Source organism: Acinetobacter sp. 789_lipA (assembly GCF_058242845.1).
This window is the reverse complement of the sequence record NZ_JBZAYS010000001.1, coordinates 2,194,552-2,213,756: the sequence shown is the minus strand read 5'-3', so window position 1 is coordinate 2,213,756 and position 19,205 is coordinate 2,194,552. Positions and strand designations below refer to the sequence as shown.

Below are 19,205 nucleotides of genomic sequence, written 5' to 3'. Positions count from 1 at the left end.
TTATTAAGCCGTAAAACCCAAATAACGTGAATAACCTTCAACACCTAGTGGTGCTTTTAACATGATAAATTTTGGGTAACTGGCTTGGGTTAACTCTTCAAACATAATCACTTGATCATCATGCGCATGGAGATCATCAACACTGCGCTGCATGGTCGCTTCAAATTCATCTGTGATATATTCGAAACCAATGTCCATCGCAATAAATAAGGTATGTTCACAAGGCTGAACGTATTGTTCCTGAGACCAATCAATTACCTGTTGTTGGCAGTGTGGGCACGCTACAGGATCTGTCGCTTCACAGTCTAGTGGGATCAATTGATAAGTCATAATTTAGCTTTTAAACAAAGATGCTGCGAAGTTTAGCATAGGATAAAGTGCCTAGAATAATCATGTCGACTTTAGAAAAAGCCATTGCACTGGCTGCAACCCAACATGCTGGCCAACTCGATAAGGGCGGACAAGCTTACATCTTGCATCCACTACGCCTCATGTTGCAATTTTCCAATCCCACCCTACAAATCATTGCGGTGTTGCATGACATTTTGGAAGACACCGCAACGACTGCTGAAGACTTAGAAGCGCTTGGTTTTAGTGCCGAGATCATTAAATCCATACAAGCACTGACCAAACAAACAGGTGAATCACGTTTGGAAGCGGCTAAGCGCACTGTATTAAACCCTCTTGCAACCCAAGTGAAATATGTTGATGTACTCGATAATATGAACCTTACGCGCATAAACAATCCAACAGCACACGACTTTGCACGACTTGAAGAATATAAAGTGGTGCTTGAAATACTCAAACAAGCGAAAACTCAGCGAAACCCTTAAAATAGCTGAGTATTTTCAATTAAATCTCTACAATTTCAAAATTGACAAACTGCAACGATCACTTTTTAATTAAGCCTATCGTTGCACAAATGGACATCGTGAATGTTAAGCGATTTAGATGATTTTTATTGTTTTGCTCAAGTGGTTGAACATGGTGGTTTTAGCGCAGCCGAACGCGCAACAGATATTCCTAAATCCAAGCTCAGTCGACGTGTGTATAACCTCGAAGAACGTTTGGGTGTACGCCTAATTCAACGCAGCTCTCGACATTTCGCAGTGACCGATATTGGCATGAACATTTACCGTCATGCGCAAGTGATGATGAATGCTGCACAAGCCGCACACGACTTGGTCGATCATCTCAGCTTACAACCGCGTGGTGTAATTAAACTCAGCCTGCCAGTATCGATTGCACAAAACGAAATTGCACGCATTTTACCAAGCTTCTTAAAAACCTATCCCGAAATTAAAGTGCAAATGATGGTGACCAATCGCCGTGTAGATATTATTAACGAAGGTTTTGATATCGCGCTGCGGGTTCGCTCCAATCTAGACGATGATCCAAGTTTGGTAATTCGTAAATTTGAAAATATCGAGCAGCATTTATTTGCCAGCCAAGCCTACTTGAATGAATTTGGCGAACTAAAACAACCTGAAGATTTAAGCCAACATCATATACTGAGTATGGTTGATGAGCATTTAGATCAACATATCATCGTGCATAATGATGCGCAGCAACAAAAGAAAATACGTGTAAACCCTGTGGTGATGGGCTCTGATTTGAGTATGTTGGCTCAACTGGTGCGTAAAAACTGCGGTATTGCCTTACTTCCAGACAGCATCGTACAAGATATGGTGAAAAGTGGTGAACTGGTTCGCGTACTACCCGACTGGAAAGCACCACACGGTATTTTTCATGCGGTGTATCCTTCACGTCGTGGTTTATTGCCTGCTGTCCGCGTGTTTATTGACTATTTAATTGAACACCTTAGCTCAAATAAATCACTTTAAACTCTACACATGCTCAATGACATTGAGCCAATCCATGAGACAAAAAAAAGAGCTTAACCGAGGTGGATAAGCTCATAAACTTTCAAAATAAGAAACTACAGCGAGTATCTTGGAAACAATTTTAGTGACAAAATAAAGTCTAGACCAATAGCTTACATGTATAAGTTTTAATCAAAAAATATCAAAAACACGACAAATAAAGGGTTTCAGAAATATCAGTGATTGCTTTTAAGACTTAATTTAGCTTTTAGGCCACAAAGCTAGACCAAAGTCTAAAATTTAATCACCGACAAAACATCAACTTAAATTTCTGGATAACTGCCCGTACCTTCAGGCCAAGGTGATAGTAACTCAAAACCGGTTTCAGTCACGAGTACCATATGCTCCCACTGCGCAGTTAAAGACTTATCGGCAGTCACGACTGTCCAACCATCCTTAAGTTCTTTGACATGCGCTTTGCCCATATTAATCATCGGTTCAATTGTGAACACCATGCCCGCTTTAAGCTGCATCCCCTTACCTGGTTGACCATAGTGCAATACGCTTGGCTGTTCGTGATAAACTTTGCCAATACCATGACCACAATACTCGCGTACCACACTATAACCTTCACGGTGCGCAACAGTTTGAATGGCATAACCAATATCACCAAGCGTCGCACCTTGCTTCACAGCATGAATACCTGCAACCATCGCCTCATAAGTCGTATCGACTAGCTTTTTGGCTTCCGGTTTCACTGTACCCACATAGTACATACGACTGGTATCACCAAAGTAGCCATCTTTAATAATCGCCACATCAATATTAATAATATCGCCATCTTTAAGTACAACATTCGGCGATGGAATACCGTGACAGACCACTTCATTTGGAGAAATACAGGTGGTTTTGGTATAGCCATGATAACCAATATTGGCAGGCGTCACTTTTAAGGTATTTACAATGAAGTCATGACAAATATCATCCAGATATTCAGTCGTAACACCCGGCTTTACATGTTCACCAATCATCGCTAAAACTTCGGCAGCCAAACGACCAGATATACGAAGTTTTTCTACATCTTGTTCAGTTTTTATGCTCACATTTAAGCCACGCATTGAAATATCCTCAATTATGAAGTCGCAAGTATAGACCTTTTCTCAATATTTTTGTTCAAACTTAAATCTTAGGCTAGCCTTCAACAACTGACCTCTAAATAATTTGTGTAATTTTAAAGCATTTGCACTACAACTTTTAATTTAGGAAAAATAGCGACTCAAGCTTTTCATATTTATAATTTTTATATTTTAAAATGGATAATCAATCACATATATCAACCTATTTTTTACAAGTTGATATATTCACTTTTCATCTTATAAAAAAATTTAATACCACCCATGAAATAAATTAGCCAAAAAAACACTTATGCACTAAAATCGTCCCCTTTGTTCAACTCGATCTCCCTTTTATGACAAGTCTGCGTACTCGGGATATTGTTGCTTTGGGTTTTATGACTTTCGCACTCTTCATTGGTGCGGGCAACATTATCTTTCCACCGATTGTGGCTCAACAAGCGGGTGAGCATGTATGGCTAGCAGCTTTTGGTTTCTTAATCACTGCTGTGGGCTTACCTGTAATCACCATTATTGCGCTGTCACGTGTCGAAGGTTCGATTCAAATTTTAAGTTCACCTTTGGGTAAAATAGCCAGCCTCATTTTAACCATTACGTGTTACCTAACTGTCGGGCCACTCTTTGCAACACCACGTACTGCAACCGTTTCTTATGAAATTGGTTTTTCATCTTATCTTGGAACATCAAGCAGCAGCTTGCTGATCTACAGTGCAATCTACTTTAGTGTAGTCACCCTCATTTCACTGTATCCAAACAAGATTTTAGACACGGTTGGCTATGTACTCTCGCCACTAAAGATTTTATCTTTGGCCATCCTTGGCATTGCGGCGATGATGATCCCAACAGGTTTCGTGCCGCCAGCCATCAATAATTATATCGACAGCCCTGTTTCTGAAGGTTTTGTAAATGGTTACTTAACCATGGACACTTTAGGTGCTTTGGTTTTTGGTATTGTGATTATTCAAGCGATTCGTTCACGTGGTGTCAGCAACCCTAAACTGATTACGCGTTATGCAGTTATTGCGAGTATCATTTCTGGTATTGGTTTAACTGTAGTTTACCTCAGCTTATTTAAACTTGGCCTTGGAAGCCATGAAGTCGCAGCAAATGCGAGCAATGGTGCAGTGATCCTGCATGCATATGTTCAACATGCATTTGGTGACTTAGGTTCTATCTTCCTTTCTGCCATGATTTTTATTGCTTGTATGGTCACTGCGATTGGCCTGACCTGTGCATGTGCTGAATATTTCAGTTCAATCACTAAAATTAGCTATAAAGTTTGGGTCTTCATTCTGATTGGTTTCTCTTTCATTATTTCAAACTTAGGTTTAACCAAACTTATCGCCTTTTCTGTGCCTGTTTTAAGTGCAATTTATCCACCTGCAATTGTAGTGATTATGCTGAGCTTTGGCTGGAAATTCTTTAATCATCCTCGCCGAGTGATTGCACCTGTTACCGCAGTGTCTTTGGTCTTTGGTCTTCTAGACGGTTTAAAAGTTGCGAACTTTGAACTGCCTTATGCGCTGACTCACTTACCTCTTGCAGAACAAAACCTTGCATGGCTTTTCCCATCATTGGTGGTTTTTGTAATTGCCGTTGTAATCGACAAAGTGAAAAAGTAAGCAAAAACTGATGTTGTTAAAGTCTGGTTTTACCCAAACCTGATTTTAAGCATGATCAATATTTGTCACATTTTATCCAAATGGACACATATTGTTTCATTTCTTTCTACATCAGTTTTTGTACATACTGACACATTTCATATACACCGCTAAAGTCGTATATCAACACCTTCATATCTCTTATAAATTTAATATTAGAAAATAAAAAATTCTTTAAAGCCTGTCCTAGCAAGCCATTCATGGCATCAATATTGCTTTATACAATTTATGTATAAGCTTACATACATCATTTATTTGTCATCTTATACGGTAACGAAATACTATTTATTCACTAAAAAAATGCTACATATATATTTTCTGATTGGTATAGCATAATTTCTCTGAAAAATAGTTGTTTTTGCTCTTGATCAACGCAAGTTTTAGCAGTACAACATTAAGAACTAATCCGACTAAACACATTGGTTTTTAGTCAAAAACTCAAGGAGGGATGGAGATGTTATCATTACATTTCAACAAGCAAGTCTTCATTAACGCTCTGAAGGCAAACAAGAATATGGTGACGTATTTAAGTACCACCATTGCCCTGATGGTCATTATGATCATGCATGGCTTAATTCAAGGTAACCTTAAAGCTGAATATTTTGCTTACGCTATCGTCGTATCATTTGCCTTTTATTTATGGGCAGTCGTCGATCAAAAATTCCGAAAGGCCACACAGTCAATTGACTAGCAAACAGGTGGATGATTAGTCATCCACCTTTGTAAAAGTATAAAAATTAAAAAAACTATAAGAACAACTTAAAATAAACCTAAAAACATTCCCCACAACAAGCCTAATGTCGCCACAATTTCTCCCACAACCAATGCCATCATTGCCATCAGCATGATTGATTTGGGTAAAGTCCATTTGCCTAAAACATGTGGACTACGAAATTGGTTATTGGTGTCTTGTAATAGCCCATGCACAATATAACTCAGTATCGAAAAGCTAAAAAAGAATAAATTAATTCCCACAAACAGCATATTCACAGGTTCAGGCCAGACTGAAATTGCGGCCGTTACCGCAATAATTAAACTTGCAGGTGCATATAGCAAACTGCTGCGGTGTGCGATATCAACATAATAGTGCGCGCGAAACTGTGGTGAATGGCGAATTTGTGCATATTTCCATACCCCTGTCAGCATCCCAACGAATAGAAAAATCCCACTAAATAAAAGTGCAAATTTTACCGACATATCTAATTCAACAAACTGCATGTGTTTTCCTTTTTTATTTTCACTCTATTCTATACAGATCTACTTGACTTCAAAGTCATAGATTAGACAAGTTTCTTTTTGGAACTTAGGTAGAGTAGAAAAAAATTCTATGCTTAACCGATTATGCAAAATTACGAAACTTTAGCTATTACCTGCTCTGACCATTATTCACTCAGTGGACGCTTTTATGCAGCCCAAGGTACACAACAAGCCCTACCTGTTTTAATCTGCCCTGCCACAGGTATTACCCAGCAGTTTTACCACCATTTTGCATCATGGCTTGCAGAACAAGGCTATGCCGTTTTGGTTTTTGACTTTCGCGGTATTGGTGAGTCTCTGCATGAACCACTGAAAAAGTCGAAAGCCAGTATCGTGCAATGGGGGCAATTAGATATCCCAGCGGCGATGGAGGTATTATTGAATAAGACCCAAGCGAAACAAGTGATCTTGCTCGGTCATAGTGCAGGCGGGCAACTGTTAGGTATTAACCCAAACTATGAAAAAGTCGCAAAAGTCGTTGCTGTTGCAGGCTCAACCGGACACGTAAAAGATTTGAAAGGTCGTACCAAACTCTTGGCTCCTGTGATGTTTAAACTGATCTTTCCTATTGCACGTTATACCTTAGGTTACGGACCGACCAATGCCATTGGCATGGGCGAAAACCTACCCAAAGATGTGGCACGTGATTGGGCACAGTTTTGCAGCAAACCGGGTTATGTAATTAATGCCCTAGGCAAAACAGTACAAGATGACTTCCACCGTGATATTCGCTGTCCAATCACAGCCATTTGGGCATCGGATGATGAAATTGCCACGCAAGTGAATGTCAAAGGCTTACTCAGCCTTTACCCAAATGCACAAACAGATCAAATTAAACTCAAACCACAGGCTTATGGCCACAAAGCCATTGGTCATATGGCGATGTTTAAGCGTTCCCATCAAAACATATGGCCTGAAATTGCAGCACAGCTTTCATTTTAAAGCGGCACATATCAAGCCAAGCCTGTCGCCAGTTCAAGCAGCACTTGCTTGACTGGCTTTATTTTCACCGCAAAATTGCAGCTTTCAGATAAAAACCAACGCTATTGATAAATTTAATTTCATTAATCGATAAATAAATATTATATTTCCACCACGAATTTTTATTAAGTCATAGTTCATGTGATGTCTATCGCATGTGCTAGAGATGGATGAATAATGTCTGCACAACAGCAACCCCAGCTTAAGCATGGGCTGAGCAACCGCCATATTCAGCTGATTGCTTTAGGCGGCTCTATTGGTACAGGCCTATTTTTAGGCATTTCGCAAACCATTAAACTGGCGGGCCCTTCTGTTATTTTAGGCTACGCACTGGCGGGCTTAATTGCATTTTTCATGATGCGCCAGTTGGGTGAAATGGTGGTTGAAGAACCCGTGAGTGGTTCTTTTAGTTATTTTGCCTATAAGTTTTGGAGTCCTTTTGCGGGCTTTATGTCGGGTTGGAACTATTGGGTACTCAATGTTTTAGTCTGCATGGCGGAACTGAGTGCCATCGGGCTCTATGTCCAGTATTGGTGGCCTGAAATTCCCACATGGATTTCAGCACTTGGTTTCTTTGTACTGATCAATACCATCAACCTGCTGCATGTAAAAGTGTTTGGTGAAACAGAATTTTTATTCTCGATGATTAAAATTCTCGCGATCATTGGCATGATTGGATATGGCGCTTGGTTACTGGCAAGTGGTCACGGTGGTGCACATGCCTCTATTTCCAACCTCTGGGCTCTAGGTGGTTTCTTTCCCAATGGTATTTCTGGCTTAATCATGGCGATGGCCATCATTATGTTTTCCTTTGGCGGGATTGAACTCGTTGGTATAGCAGCTGCGGAAACTAAAAATCCGACCACAACTATTCCTAAAGCAGTCAATCAAATTGTCTACCGTGTGTTACTGTTTTATGTGCTTACGATCATTGTTCTGCTCTCATTGTTTCCATGGAATCAAATCGCAGAAGGCGGTAGTCCTTTTGTTTTGATATTTGACTCCTTAGGTAGTCAAGGCGTTGCAACTGTGCTGAATTTTGTGGTCTTAACCGCAGCTATATCGGTGTATAACGGTACCAGCTATGGCACGAGTCGTATGCTGCTAGGTTTGGCAGAACAAGGCAATGCCCCACAGTTTCTAAAGAAAATTAACCAGCGTGGCATCCCTTATGCAGCCATTTTATGCTCTGCGTTGGTGACCTTACTGTGTGTCGTATTGAATTATATCTTCCCAGAAAAAGCCTTTAAACTACTAATGAGTCTTGTAGTTTCAGCCATTGTGATTAACTGGATGATGTTGGCGTTGACCCACTTAAAATTCAAGCAACGTATGCTGGCATTGCAAAAATCAACCTTGTTTCCAACTTTGATTTACCCTATCAGCAACTATATCTGTATTGTATTTATGCTTGGTATTTTAGTGGTGATGTGGCTCACACCTGATATGCGAATTGCAGTGATGCTGATTCCACTTTGGATTGGCTGCCTAACGCTAACTTACTGGTTTAAACAAAGATCAAAAACGCAAAAAATACAATAAATAAGTCAGCAAACAGCGCCGTTAAAAGGCACCCTTCCCTTTAAAGACGCTGTTTGCAAATCAAAGCCAATTTCCCAAATGACTTTGATTGAATCACTTTATTGTAGTCATGACCAATGCAGAGTGTTTCTCTTTTATTTGCTTATTTTGAGTATTTATTGAGAAATATTTTCACATAAAATAGTTTATAAAGAAAATTATACGCAGGAATACGTTATGAATGACGCTCACTACGTTTTAGATAAAATTGACCGCCGTATTTTGTCTGAACTTCGCCAAGACGGCCGCCTCACCGTTACCCAGTTGGCTGAGAAAGTTGGGCTGTCCTCTTCTCCTTGCTGGACACGTGTAAAACGCCTAGAAAATCTCAATATTATTGAAGGCTATACAGCAAAGATTAATTCAAAAGCCATTGGTATTAATGAGCTGTTTTTTATTGAAATTACGCTTGAACGCCATGATGATGAAATCTTAGAACAATTTAGTGAAGCACTGGCTTACATGCCTGAAGTGGTTGAAGCACATTTAGTGACTGGCGATTACGACTACTTACTCAAAGTTGCAGTGAAAAATGCGGAACACTATGAACGCTTTTTGCGTAAAAATTTATACTCAATGAAAGGTGTACGACATACACGCTCCATTTTTGCCTTACGCCCTTTGAAGCTCGAAAATAAATCAGACCTCATTATGATTGAGTGATTGCTGCAAATATTGTGTAAATGTGGTTTAATACACGCAGTATGAGATGAGCCTCTTACAGTATGTGCCTTAGATGTGCATACGACTAGCCCCTAACCATGGGGCTTTTTAATGTCTATACGTTTTAGAATACTGATATTTTAGATAGTGCAAATTATTCAAATACAAAATGGTAGCCAATAAAAAAGCACCCCAAGGTGCTTTTTTATTAACGATATCATCTCTAAAAATATTAACCCAAAATACCAATTGAGAGCTGAATCACAAAAGCATTCACAATATCGACAAAGAATGCGCCCGTCAGCGGAATGATCAAAAAGGCTTTATGGGATGGTCCGTAAGTATTGGTTACCGCTTGAATATTGGCAATTGCTGTAGGTGTCGCGCCTAAGTTGACGCCACATTGGCCTGCACAGAGTACCGCAGCATCATAGTTCTTACCCATCACACGAAAAGTCACAAAGTACAAATAAAGTGCTAAAAACAGTGTTTGAACAATCAGGATAATCACCAGTGGACCCGCCAAATCTGCCAACAACCAGAGCTGTAAGGACATCAATGCCATGGCCAAAAACAGTGCCAGTGAAGCATTGCCAAATACATCGATACAGCGGTCAAAAACCTGAACTCTCAACCCATGCTCTAAAATATTACGTAAAACCACACCACACATTAGCGCCCAAACAAAACTTGGTAGCTCAAACCACTGCCCTTTAGCTACCGCTGTCATGAAGTATGCAAAGCTGATACAAATGGCAAACATCCCCATGGTTTTGACCGCATCATCTGCCGTAATTAGACGCGTTTTTTCAGGAAATTCAAATGGCGCCGTTTGTGCTGAAGGTGGCGCTTCATTACGCCCTGTTGCAGCTGGAATTTCTTCAGCCAACTGGTAGCGACGTATCAGAAATTTAGCGATAGGTCCACCTATTACCCCACCAATGATTAAACCAAATGTTGCACTTGCCATACCCACCACAATCGCACCATGCACACCATGTTCTTGTTCAAATATCGTGCCCCATGCACCTGCTGTCCCATGACCACCTGTGAGTGTGACCGAACCGGTAATTAAACCAATCAGCGGGTCTAGACCTAAAACTTTGGCAAGACTAATACCAACCACATTTTGCAGCAGGACAAATACAATGACGCAGACTAAAAATATAAGCAGCGACTTCCCACCTTCTTTGAGCTTAACTAAGCTTGCACTTAACCCCACAGAGGTGAAGAACATCAGCATAAAAATTTGCTGAATATTGGTATCAAAGTTGACAGTTATGTTTGAACTTTTAAATAAGATATAAGTGATAACAGCTGCAACCAACCCACCCGCAACAGGTTCGGGAATGTTATATTTTTTTAAAATACTGACTTTATTCACAAATACATAACCGACCAATAGTACAGCAACTGCTGCAACAATGGTCATAAATGCATCGAATTGATAGTTCATGAGGTATCCAATGATGCTTATTGCATTAATTCTAAAACAGATAAGTCAGTGATGAACAGGCTAAAGTTTCTCAATGTACAATTTCTATGCTTTAGATTACATGATGTTTTAAAACTGAGTTCAGTATTTTAAAAATACATAGTCTTAAAAAACAAAAAAGACCCAATTGAGTCTTTTTTGTTTTTACAGCAACATAACTTTAAAATTAAAATTTATAATGAAAGCTTAATGTTGCATTTAATGGATCACCCCAAGCCATAGCATTTGGACCAATGCCTTCATAATACTTCTTATCAAAGATATTATTTACGTTTGCTTGCATACTCATATTTTCATCAAATTTATAACCTAGCATCGCATTTGCAAGATACAAATCACCCCGATCAATTCGTGCAGCACCTGTACCGATATAAATTTTACTGTAGTAGTTTAAACCTGCACCTGCATACCACGAATCATTTTTATATTTTACAAAAACATCAGCCGTGGTACGTGAGTTTGTAGGATTGTAGTCATCACCTTTGGCATCCTTAGCATCAAAATTGGCAACACCAAAGCTGAGCCCCCAGTTATCATTGATTTCACCATCAATATTTAACTCAACCCCTTTGCTCACGACACCATCTGTCCCGTAATAAGCATTTTCATTGGCTGTACCATCAACTTTAACATTTGTACCATCCGCTTTCAGTAAAGCTTGAGCTGCATTACTTTGCTCGATGCGAAACACTGAAAGCCCTGCATTTAGACGCTTATCAAGAAACTCCCCTTTTACACCAGTTTCATACGTTTTACCTTCTACAGGATCTAAGTAGTCACCCGACTGATCTCTATTTGTTTGTGGTTTGAAAATACTGGTATAGCTTGAATACCATGAATAGTTCGGTGCAAAGTCAAAAATAAGGCCTGCATAAGGGGTTAATTGATTTTCAAATTTGCGATCCGTTGTGCGCGTTTCTGACTTATATTCCCAATTTGAAACACGTAAACCTGCAACTGCTTTTAATGGATCTAAAATGTGGAATTTACCTGCAATATACCCAGCGGTTTGCGTGGTTTCATTCAATAGATTGGTTTTATCCATTTCTAATGAGCCAGTTAAACGCGTATTCATGTTATTAAAATCAATAAAATCTTGACCTAATAAGTCAATTAGGTTTTGCTTTGTTTTTGCTGGATTACCCTGTACAAAAGTTTGACCATAGGTATTTTTCTTAAGTTCCGCTTTATTCCATGAACCACCTACCACAATTTCCTGATTACGCCCTGCAACTGTAAAAGGCGCCGAAATGTACACATCGACATTACTTTCATCGTTTTGTTTATGATCTTTGTAAACGGATGCATTTTCAATTGGAATCGTATTTGTTGCTTTATCAACTTGTCCTGCAGTGTAGAAAATAAAGCTATCGGTGTCATCACGACGGTATGAGTATGCAACATTTAAATCAACGTCATTAAATAAGTTTTGCTTTAAGTTTGCAAACAGTGCTGTGGACTTTACATCCCAAAATGTCCAATCTGAACTCACAATCGATGATCGGTCAAAATTGGTTTTTGTGCCATCGGTATAAAAAGCGGGTAAGCCCCCCCAGCGTACTCCATCTCGGTTTAATTCTTGATAAGAGGCAGCCAAAGAGAGTGAGGTTTTATCGCTAAGATCATAGTCAATTGCACCGTATGCCACATTGCGCTCTTTTTCATAAAAATCCATAAATGATTTTTCATCAGAATGTTTTACAAAAACGCGCCCACGCAGTGAACCATCACTGTTTAAAGGTGCTGACAAATCTGCTGAGCTTGAGTAGCTATCCCACGAGCCTACCGATGCTTCCACCTTTCCAGTGAACTCTTTTGCATTTGCTCGTTTACGAATCAAATTTAGGGCCATAGCAGGACTACCTGCACCTGTCATTAAACCATTGGCACCCTTTACGACTTCGACACGGTCATAAATACTGAGGTCTGGATCACCAGCGCCTAAAGTTAAGTTACTCGGCATACCATCAACTAAGTAATAGTCAATTTGAAAACCACGGGCAAATGCACTCTGCCGTTCATCCGTACGTGTAGTCGACACACCTGTAATATTACTCATCAAATCTTGGAAGGACTCAATGTTTCGGTCATCTAAATATTCACGGGTATAGACTTTGACTGTTTGTGGCGTTTCACGCAGTGATAAATTTAACTTGGTTGCGGTATTTGTGCTACTCGTCGTATAGCTACCAGTATTTTCTGTGACTGCTGTTTTGTCTTGGGCTGTAAGGGTAATAGTCGCCAACTGTGCCTTTGGCTGAGACGTTGCATTCGCCTCCTCCTCTTCCACAGTATTTGCATGTGTCATCGGCAGCATGGCAGCTGAAGATAGGAAAATAATTTGCATCGCCAAATAAAGTGGCTTTTGCGTAGATAGAGGACGTTTAAACATATCAGGACATTCACAGCTAATGAGAAAAAATAAGACAATGAATTGATAATTTTAAAGTGTGCACGTGCCAACTATGCTTAAGTAAAACAAGCACCTTTGTAGCATCACAAGTACTAAGATTCGTAAAATCCTTTTCGAACATCTCAGTGGTTTGAGTCATTACATATCAATCCATGTCGAAAAATTATAAACAAAAAATAATACAAATGATACTAATTATCATTAGCAAATACATCTTTAATTTAGATTTAAGATATTTTAATTGCAGATATAAGTTCCTTTGCACATAATTATGGCTAAAAAATAGACAATAGATATTTATAATGCTCTAATTTTTTATAATTATAAATATGACAACAAAAAAAATAGACCACGTGTATTTTGGTCTATTTTTAGCTCATGGTCTTGTCGATGACTTACTCGATGTCATAGACCCAGTTTTTAGCTTGTTGGTCTGTTGTCGTTTCACACACATAGTAGTCTTGATCCCACGCGTCTTGATGGAAAATTTCCATTTTTCGATAGGTCACTTGTTTAGCGTTTTCTACACAGACAAAGCTGTCACCTTGGTCTTTAACCTGAGTTCCGTTGAGGAAACCACCAATACAGAGGAATCGGGATTGTTTGGGCATTTGCTTAGATCTACTTTTAATCTTACTAAATAATGAGGTAATTAAACGATTTATTGAAAACACTGTAAAGCGTAACCAAGAACAATTCTGACCTTATCAAGAAGCAAGTTTACTCAGCATCTTTTCCATGTAATGATCATAGTTGCCTAATTGCTTTGACCAAAATGTATTTTTTTCAATTGATTCTAAAAATTGGATAGGATCAATTTTCACTTCATCTTTTTCAATATCAAATTGCTCATCAACAAGTTTTTGCATAAATTCAGATTCACAATTTGATGTAATGATGACTTCATCTAAAGATACTTTTAAATGATTACCAAAATATTCATGATCAAACTCTAAGGTTGTATCTATAATCCAAGAGTGAATAATTACATCATTAATGTCTTCAAAATGCCTACTTAGAAAGTGTCTTTTTATATATTCAACTTTATTATCTAATTGATAACTTGCTTTATTCAAAACGAATTTTTTATATTCATAAATTTCTTGAATACTACTTCTTATATAGGTAGATTTCACTTCTGCTACAATCACATGATTGTCATACATAGCGATGAGATCTATTTCACCCGCATTACCCTCTGAAGGGACATACTGGCAAAACACTTGGAAACCAATTCTGTCAAGTTTTTCAGCCAAATTAAGCTCAATTTGATCAGTTTCACTTTTTAACTCAAGACGGTTCTTATGTAATTTACGTACATAATTAATCATGGCAGTATTTAAGTTCTGGAATGCAGTAAGCCACGGAAATTGAAAAATAAAATCATCGATTCGATAAAATGGCTTTTGCATATAAGTTGATTGATCATTTTCATCATATAAATCAAAACTCCAAAACTTTAGAATTTTCTTCATTTGTTTGAGTTTTTGATTATTACTACCTTCTGTAATCCAAGACGACATTTTTTTAGATTTATCATTCTCTAAAGCAAATGTCATTGGCATACGATTTTCACCTATTATAAAACCATGCATCATAAGTTTACTAAGTGCTTCTAAATTAAAATTTGAATCACTTAAAAATTGTTCGAACTTATGTATATGATCTTTTAAATAATGTGCTTGTGATAATGAAAGCGTCATCATCACATCAAATAAATCTAAATGTACATTATCAACTTTTAAATACTCAATTCCATAAATTTGTTTTAGTTGTTCTTTCACACCAAAAGCTTTCGACAGAGCAATTGCATTTGCTTCTAAATTATCACCCGTCGGTAAAATTCTATAAATATAATCTGAATCAAATAATCTTTGACTGCCCACTATCAACCAGTAATTTAATAAAAGTGAGTGCTTTTCAAGCCAATTATCTTTTACATTCCGTTGATTTAAATATGATAATGATTCATTTTTTAAAATATATTTTACAGTAGAGTCGAAACTAAAAGACTCTAATACATTCCTTTTGTAATTGGCTTTGTTGCATAAATATGTAAGCATCTGATTTAAATAAATTTAATTTTGGATCAAAAAATAATCAAAACTTTTAAAATCATATAGTTATGAAATCTTTGTGCAACAAAGCCGAGCCAAAATATAATTCTCACTCCTAACCTCATCAACTGTAAGTAGCTTAATAAAATTTGACTGCCAAAACATATCAAATTTATTTTTATAATCAAAATATTTTGGTTGTGAACATTTATATAGTAAGTCTTCGACTATTTTTTCTAATGCTTTTTTTGGATCAAATTCTGTAAATAATGAATCAAATTTTTCTTCGTAATAATTTTTCATAAAAAAATAAGGACTGATAAATCAGCCCTTATTCTAAACTACTTTTTAATCAACAATTAAGTCAATTGAGCAGCAGCAATTTTCTTAGTATCAACGTCTTTAGCAGCGTTAGTATATTCGCTCATCTTGTCGAAGCTTAAGTATTGATAGATGTCAGCTGACATGCTGTCAATTTGAGCTGCATACTGTTGGTATTCTTCTGGAGAAGGTAATTTACCCAATACAGCAGCAACAGAAGCAAGTTCAGCAGAAGCCAGGTAAACGTTAGCACCTTGACCTAAACGGTTCGGGAAGTTACGCGTAGAAGTCGATACACAAGTCGTGTTCGGAGCTACACGTGCCTGGTTACCCATACACAATGAACAACCTGGCATTTCAGTACGCGCGCCAGCTTTACCATAAATGTTATAGAAACCTTCTTCCATCAACTGATGTTCGTCCATACGCGTAGGTGGAGCAATCCACAAACGAGTTGACAACGCACCACCAGGAACTTTCTCTAACAATTTACCAGTCGCACGGAAGTGACCGATGTTAGTCATACAAGAACCAACGAATACTTCGTCAATTTTCGCGCCTTGAACATCAGAAAGAAGTTTTGCATCATCTGGATCGTTCGGGCAGCAAAGAATAGGTTCTTTGATGTCTGCAAGATCGATTTCATACACTTTCGTGTATTCAGCATCAGCATCCGCTTTGATCAGGCTTGGATTAGCCAACCATTTTTCCATGTTCTCAACACGACGAGCCATAGTACGCGCATCGCCATAACCTTCAGAAATCATCCACTTCAACATAGTGATGTTTGAACGAAGGTATTCAGCAACTTTCTCTTCAGAAAGTGTGATAGAACAACCTGCAGCAGAACGTTCAGCAGAAGCATCAGAAAGTTCGAACGCTTGCTCAACAGTCAGGTCAGTTTCCATTTCTGTTAAGTCGATCTCAAGGATACGACCAGAGAAGATGTTTTTCTTACCTTTCTTCTCTACAGTTAAGTCACCTTCCTTAATTGCGTAGTAAGGAATTGCATGTACAAGGTCACGTAGCGTGATACCAGGCTGCATTTTACCCTTGAACTTCACAAGTACAGATTCAGGCATGTCAAGTGGCATAACACCAGTTGCTGCAGCGAACGCTACAAGACCAGAACCCGCCGGGAATGAAATACCGATTGGGAAACGAGTATGCGAGTCACCACCAGTACCAACAGTATCCGGAAGAAGCATACGGTTTAACCAAGAGTGAATAATACCGTCACCTGGGCGTAAAGACACACCACCACGGTTCATGATGAAATCAGGAAGCGAGTGTTGCATTTGAACGTCAACTGGTTTTGGATACGCAGCTGTATGACAGAAAGATTGCATAACAAGGTCAGCAGAGAAGCCTAGGCAAGCCAAGTCTTTCAATTCGTCACGAGTCATTGGACCAGTTGTATCTTGCGAACCCACAGTAGTCATCTTAGGTTCACAGTAAGTACCTGGAAGTACACCTTGACCTTCAGGAAGACCACAAGCGCGACCAACCATCTTCTGAGCTTGAGTGAAACCTTTACCAGTTGCAGCAGGCTGAACCGGAGTACGGAACATTGTAGATACTGGAAGACCTAAAGCTTCACGCGCTTTAGTCGTCAAACCACGACCTACGATCAGGTTAATACGACCACCAGCACGAACTTCGTCTAGAAGTACTGGAGTTTTAAGTTCAGCTTCAGCGATTTGTGCGCCGTCTTTGAACGCAGTTACTTTAGCAGCAGCGTGATCGATCTTAAGAACGATTTCGTCGCCCATGTTCATGTTGGCAACATCGATCTCGATCGGTAATGCACCCGCATCTTCCATGGTGTTGAAGAAAATCGGAGCGATTTTAGAACCTAGGCAGTAACCACCGTCTTTTTTGTTCGGGATGTGCGGGATGTCGTCACCGAAGAACCAAAGTACAGAGTTAGTTGCAGATTTACGAGATGAACCTGTACCAACAACGTCACCCACGTAAGCAACCTGGTTGCCTTTCGCGATCAGTTCTTTAATCTGGTTAAGTGGACCCACTTCACCAGGAACTTCTGGATTGATTCCGTCACGTACGTTTTTCAACATTGCATTTGCGTGCAATGGAATGTCTGGACGGCTCCAAGCATCTTGTGCAGGTGACAAGTCGTCAGTGTTGGTTTCGCCAGTTACTTTGAAAACAGTCAGTTTGATTTCTTCAGGAACGTCTTTACGGCTAGTGAACCATTCAGCGTCAGCCCAAGACTGCATAACTGCTTGAGCATTTGCGTTACCAGCTTTTGCTTTATCAGCAACGTCATGGAACGCATCAAATACTAGAAGTGTTTTCTTAAGCGCTTCAGCCGCTAATTCAGCAAGTGCAGCATCGTCAAGAAGAGCAACTAAAGGAGCAACGTTATAACCACCAAGCATAGTACCTAGTAAGTAAACCGCACGTTCTTTAGAAACTAATGGAGAGGTCGCCTCGCCTTTAGCCAAAGCAGCTAAGAATGCAGCTTTAACATATGCAGCTTGGTCAACACCCGCTGGAACACGGTTTTCTAGTAAATCAACTAAAAATGCTTCTTCGCCAGCTGGTGGGTTTTTTAATAATTCAACTAATGCAGCTGTTTGAGCATCATCAAGTGGCTTCGGTGGGACTCCGAGTGCGGCACGTTCTGCAACGTGTTGGCGGTAAGCTTCTAGCACGGTGTTATTCCTCTTTTTTAAAAAATTATTTACGTATTCCTGCTTTAAATAAAGCTACGTAAATAATATGGACTGCTTAATTTTACTAAAATTCCAGTTAAAAGTTAATGCGCTACAAGTGTTTCTTCGTGATGCCCATTATTTTCTAACTAAATGATGCTCATATCGATTGAACATAAAAACAGCAATATAGTCAGATCGTTTGGAATTGTTTCACATTAACTTTGAACTGCCATTTAAAAATAAAAAAGGCAACCTATGTTGCCTCTTTTTACGCAATATAAATATTCAACCTTAGTGTACCGTTGTCGCTTGAATATATTGTTTGAAACTTTCACGACAGCCTTCAAATTTCATCTGAATTTCGTCCTCATGTAAATTTTGATGTGCAGAGCTTGCAAAAGAAATTTGTACTGAAATTCGTGTAGGTTCATGGTCAAGTGCGTGTTTGAAGTATACATGGTCACCCAAGCTAAGGACATAATGACCACCGCCAATTACGGCCACACCATTTTCATCTTCCAAGAGTAAATCTGCGTGATTTAAATAGCCAACAACTTCCATTTTCTGCTCCTCTCATTTTTTTATTCTAGGTTCATTATTCTTTATTTTTATATGCTTTGCTATATATATGATTTAGAGTTTTGTCACAAAAAGTTCCATGCAAAAAATAAAAAACCGTTCCTTAGAACGGTTTGTAATCTGGCATTTCAGTATGCGGTGTTGCAATACATTTTTCAGTATATTTCACACGAATTTTTTCACGTGCACCTTCAATATCGGACTTAATTTCAGCCTCATGTAAAGCATAAACATCTTCAATAATTTCTAACGCAAATGCCTTAGTCATTTCGTCTTCAACTTTATTGGCATGCTCAATCGCTTTATCTTTTTCAATGGCATTTTGACGGTCTAACATAATTGAACGTGCTGCATGACCAATACTTTTACAATAGCCATGCCATTGCTCTTCTGGTGTTAACGGTTTTTTTTCAACACAACCCACCAGTGCAATCACAGCAGCCAAAGCGAATAACTTTTTCATTACAACTCTCCTATTCGCCCTATCATAATCAAACTTTTTCAAATGAAGAACCATTACCCACTTTAAATAGTATAAAAGCCCAAATTTGGGCTTTTAT

General features: G+C 38.8%; 17 protein-coding genes. 7 read left to right on the top strand and 10 right to left on the bottom strand.

Annotated features, from left to right (window positions below):
* Positions 1-3: 3 nt before the first annotated feature.
* The gene (locus AC4CUZ_RS10755) at positions 4-330 is read right to left on the bottom strand and encodes a hypothetical protein (protein ID WP_004696551.1); all 327 of its coding nucleotides are present in this window, start codon (positions 328-330) and stop codon (positions 4-6) included.
* A gap of 62 nt (positions 331-392) precedes the next feature.
* On the opposite strand from AC4CUZ_RS10755, the gene AC4CUZ_RS10750 reads away from it, so the two are divergent.
* Both AC4CUZ_RS10750 and AC4CUZ_RS10745 read left to right on the top strand, forming a co-directional pair.
* Entirely contained in the window at positions 393-833 is a 441-nt protein-coding gene (locus AC4CUZ_RS10750) for a phosphohydrolase (RefSeq protein WP_419381153.1), read from the top strand.
* A 102-nt stretch (positions 834-935) separates the two neighbouring features.
* Positions 936-1,844: a LysR family transcriptional regulator gene (locus AC4CUZ_RS10745; RefSeq protein ID WP_004981950.1), complete on the top strand. Its 909-nt coding sequence runs from the start codon at positions 936-938 to the stop codon at positions 1,842-1,844.
* A 302-nt stretch (positions 1,845-2,146) separates the two neighbouring features.
* On the opposite strand, the gene map is transcribed toward AC4CUZ_RS10745, so the two are convergent.
* Positions 2,147-2,941, bottom strand: a complete 795-nt coding sequence (map, locus tag AC4CUZ_RS10740) for a type I methionyl aminopeptidase (protein WP_005400725.1) — start codon at positions 2,939-2,941, stop codon at positions 2,147-2,149.
* Between the two features lie 350 nt (positions 2,942-3,291).
* Here map and brnQ point away from each other — a divergent pair, with 350 nt between their 5' ends.
* On the top strand, positions 3,292-4,578 hold the full coding sequence (gene brnQ, locus AC4CUZ_RS10735) for a branched-chain amino acid transport system II carrier protein (protein ID WP_490747579.1): 1,287 nt from the start codon (positions 3,292-3,294) through the stop codon (positions 4,576-4,578).
* A 493-nt stretch (positions 4,579-5,071) separates the two neighbouring features.
* The gene (locus tag AC4CUZ_RS10730) at positions 5,072-5,308 is read left to right on the top strand and encodes a hypothetical protein (RefSeq protein WP_004696541.1); all 237 of its coding nucleotides are present in this window, start codon (positions 5,072-5,074) and stop codon (positions 5,306-5,308) included.
* Positions 5,309-5,376: 68 nt separating this feature from the next.
* Here AC4CUZ_RS10730 and AC4CUZ_RS10725 read toward each other — a convergent pair whose 3' ends face one another.
* Positions 5,377-5,835, bottom strand: a complete 459-nt coding sequence (locus AC4CUZ_RS10725) for a hypothetical protein (RefSeq protein ID WP_419381151.1) — start codon at positions 5,833-5,835, stop codon at positions 5,377-5,379.
* Positions 5,836-5,958: 123 nt separating this feature from the next.
* Between AC4CUZ_RS10725 and AC4CUZ_RS10720 the strand changes: the two genes are divergently transcribed.
* The 3 genes from AC4CUZ_RS10720 (at position 5,959) to AC4CUZ_RS10710 (ending at position 9,099) form a co-directional block, all read left to right on the top strand.
* Positions 5,959-6,816: an alpha/beta hydrolase family protein gene (locus tag AC4CUZ_RS10720; protein ID WP_490747578.1), complete on the top strand. Its 858-nt coding sequence runs from the start codon at positions 5,959-5,961 to the stop codon at positions 6,814-6,816.
* Positions 6,817-7,032: 216 nt separating this feature from the next.
* Complete coding sequence (locus AC4CUZ_RS10715) at positions 7,033-8,397, top strand: amino acid permease (protein WP_419381149.1); 1,365 nt, start codon at positions 7,033-7,035, stop codon at positions 8,395-8,397.
* A gap of 216 nt (positions 8,398-8,613) precedes the next feature.
* Positions 8,614-9,099: an Lrp/AsnC family transcriptional regulator gene (locus tag AC4CUZ_RS10710; protein WP_004696532.1), complete on the top strand. Its 486-nt coding sequence runs from the start codon at positions 8,614-8,616 to the stop codon at positions 9,097-9,099.
* A gap of 232 nt (positions 9,100-9,331) precedes the next feature.
* Here AC4CUZ_RS10710 and gltS read toward each other — a convergent pair whose 3' ends face one another.
* The 7 genes from gltS to AC4CUZ_RS10675 form a co-directional block, all read right to left on the bottom strand.
* Positions 9,332-10,555 (bottom strand): sodium/glutamate symporter, encoded by a 1,224-nt coding sequence (gltS, locus tag AC4CUZ_RS10705; protein WP_419381148.1) that lies wholly within the window; start codon positions 10,553-10,555, stop codon positions 9,332-9,334.
* A gap of 205 nt (positions 10,556-10,760) precedes the next feature.
* The gene (locus tag AC4CUZ_RS10700; protein ID WP_419381147.1) at positions 10,761-12,986 is read right to left on the bottom strand and encodes a TonB-dependent siderophore receptor; all 2,226 of its coding nucleotides are present in this window, start codon (positions 12,984-12,986) and stop codon (positions 10,761-10,763) included.
* Positions 12,987-13,402: 416 nt separating this feature from the next.
* Positions 13,403-13,618 carry a hypothetical protein gene (locus AC4CUZ_RS10695; RefSeq protein ID WP_126037028.1) on the bottom strand — a complete coding sequence of 72 codons (216 nt, stop codon included), beginning with the start codon at positions 13,616-13,618 and terminating at the stop codon, positions 13,403-13,405.
* A gap of 96 nt (positions 13,619-13,714) precedes the next feature.
* On the bottom strand, positions 13,715-15,070 hold the full coding sequence (locus AC4CUZ_RS10690; RefSeq protein ID WP_419381079.1) for a hypothetical protein: 1,356 nt from the start codon (positions 15,068-15,070) through the stop codon (positions 13,715-13,717).
* Positions 15,071-15,423: 353 nt separating this feature from the next.
* Positions 15,424-18,063, bottom strand: a complete 2,640-nt coding sequence (locus tag AC4CUZ_RS10685) for a bifunctional aconitate hydratase 2/2-methylisocitrate dehydratase (RefSeq protein ID WP_078389343.1) — start codon at positions 18,061-18,063, stop codon at positions 15,424-15,426.
* A gap of 294 nt (positions 18,064-18,357) precedes the next feature.
* Positions 18,358-18,627 carry a hypothetical protein gene (locus AC4CUZ_RS10680; RefSeq protein WP_004696516.1) on the bottom strand — a complete coding sequence of 90 codons (270 nt, stop codon included), beginning with the start codon at positions 18,625-18,627 and terminating at the stop codon, positions 18,358-18,360.
* A gap of 121 nt (positions 18,628-18,748) precedes the next feature.
* Positions 18,749-19,108 (bottom strand): hypothetical protein, encoded by a 360-nt coding sequence (locus tag AC4CUZ_RS10675; RefSeq protein WP_490747577.1) that lies wholly within the window; start codon positions 19,106-19,108, stop codon positions 18,749-18,751.
* Between the last annotated feature and the right edge of the window lie 97 nt (positions 19,109-19,205).

What these genes read in the sequence shown, in the direction of transcription:
- AC4CUZ_RS10730 (WP_004696541.1), top strand. Translation starts at nt 5,072, where the DNA reads ATGTTATCATTACATTTCAACAAGCAAGTCTTCATTAACGCTCTGAAG.
- AC4CUZ_RS10680 (WP_004696516.1), bottom strand. Translation starts at nt 18,627, where the DNA reads ATGGAAGTTGTTGGCTATTTAAATCACGCAGATTTACTCTTGGAAGAT.
- gltS (WP_419381148.1), bottom strand. Translation starts at nt 10,555, where the DNA reads ATGAACTATCAATTCGATGCATTTATGACCATTGTTGCAGCAGTTGCT.
- AC4CUZ_RS10750 (WP_419381153.1), top strand. Translation starts at nt 393, where the DNA reads ATGTCGACTTTAGAAAAAGCCATTGCACTGGCTGCAACCCAACATGCT.
- AC4CUZ_RS10745 (WP_004981950.1), top strand. Translation starts at nt 936, where the DNA reads ATGTTAAGCGATTTAGATGATTTTTATTGTTTTGCTCAAGTGGTTGAA.
- AC4CUZ_RS10755 (WP_004696551.1), bottom strand. Translation starts at nt 330, where the DNA reads ATGACTTATCAATTGATCCCACTAGACTGTGAAGCGACAGATCCTGTA.
- AC4CUZ_RS10715 (WP_419381149.1), top strand. Translation starts at nt 7,033, where the DNA reads ATGTCTGCACAACAGCAACCCCAGCTTAAGCATGGGCTGAGCAACCGC.
- AC4CUZ_RS10675 (WP_490747577.1), bottom strand. Translation starts at nt 19,108, where the DNA reads ATGAAAAAGTTATTCGCTTTGGCTGCTGTGATTGCACTGGTGGGTTGT.
- AC4CUZ_RS10700 (WP_419381147.1), bottom strand. Translation starts at nt 12,986, where the DNA reads ATGTTTAAACGTCCTCTATCTACGCAAAAGCCACTTTATTTGGCGATG.
- brnQ (WP_490747579.1), top strand. Translation starts at nt 3,292, where the DNA reads ATGACAAGTCTGCGTACTCGGGATATTGTTGCTTTGGGTTTTATGACT.
- AC4CUZ_RS10720 (WP_490747578.1), top strand. Translation starts at nt 5,959, where the DNA reads ATGCAAAATTACGAAACTTTAGCTATTACCTGCTCTGACCATTATTCA.
- AC4CUZ_RS10690 (WP_419381079.1), bottom strand. Translation starts at nt 15,070, where the DNA reads ATGCTTACATATTTATGCAACAAAGCCAATTACAAAAGGAATGTATTA.
- AC4CUZ_RS10695 (WP_126037028.1), bottom strand. Translation starts at nt 13,618, where the DNA reads ATGCCCAAACAATCCCGATTCCTCTGTATTGGTGGTTTCCTCAACGGA.
- map (WP_005400725.1), bottom strand. Translation starts at nt 2,941, where the DNA reads ATGCGTGGCTTAAATGTGAGCATAAAAACTGAACAAGATGTAGAAAAA.
- AC4CUZ_RS10710 (WP_004696532.1), top strand. Translation starts at nt 8,614, where the DNA reads ATGAATGACGCTCACTACGTTTTAGATAAAATTGACCGCCGTATTTTG.
- AC4CUZ_RS10725 (WP_419381151.1), bottom strand. Translation starts at nt 5,835, where the DNA reads ATGCAGTTTGTTGAATTAGATATGTCGGTAAAATTTGCACTTTTATTT.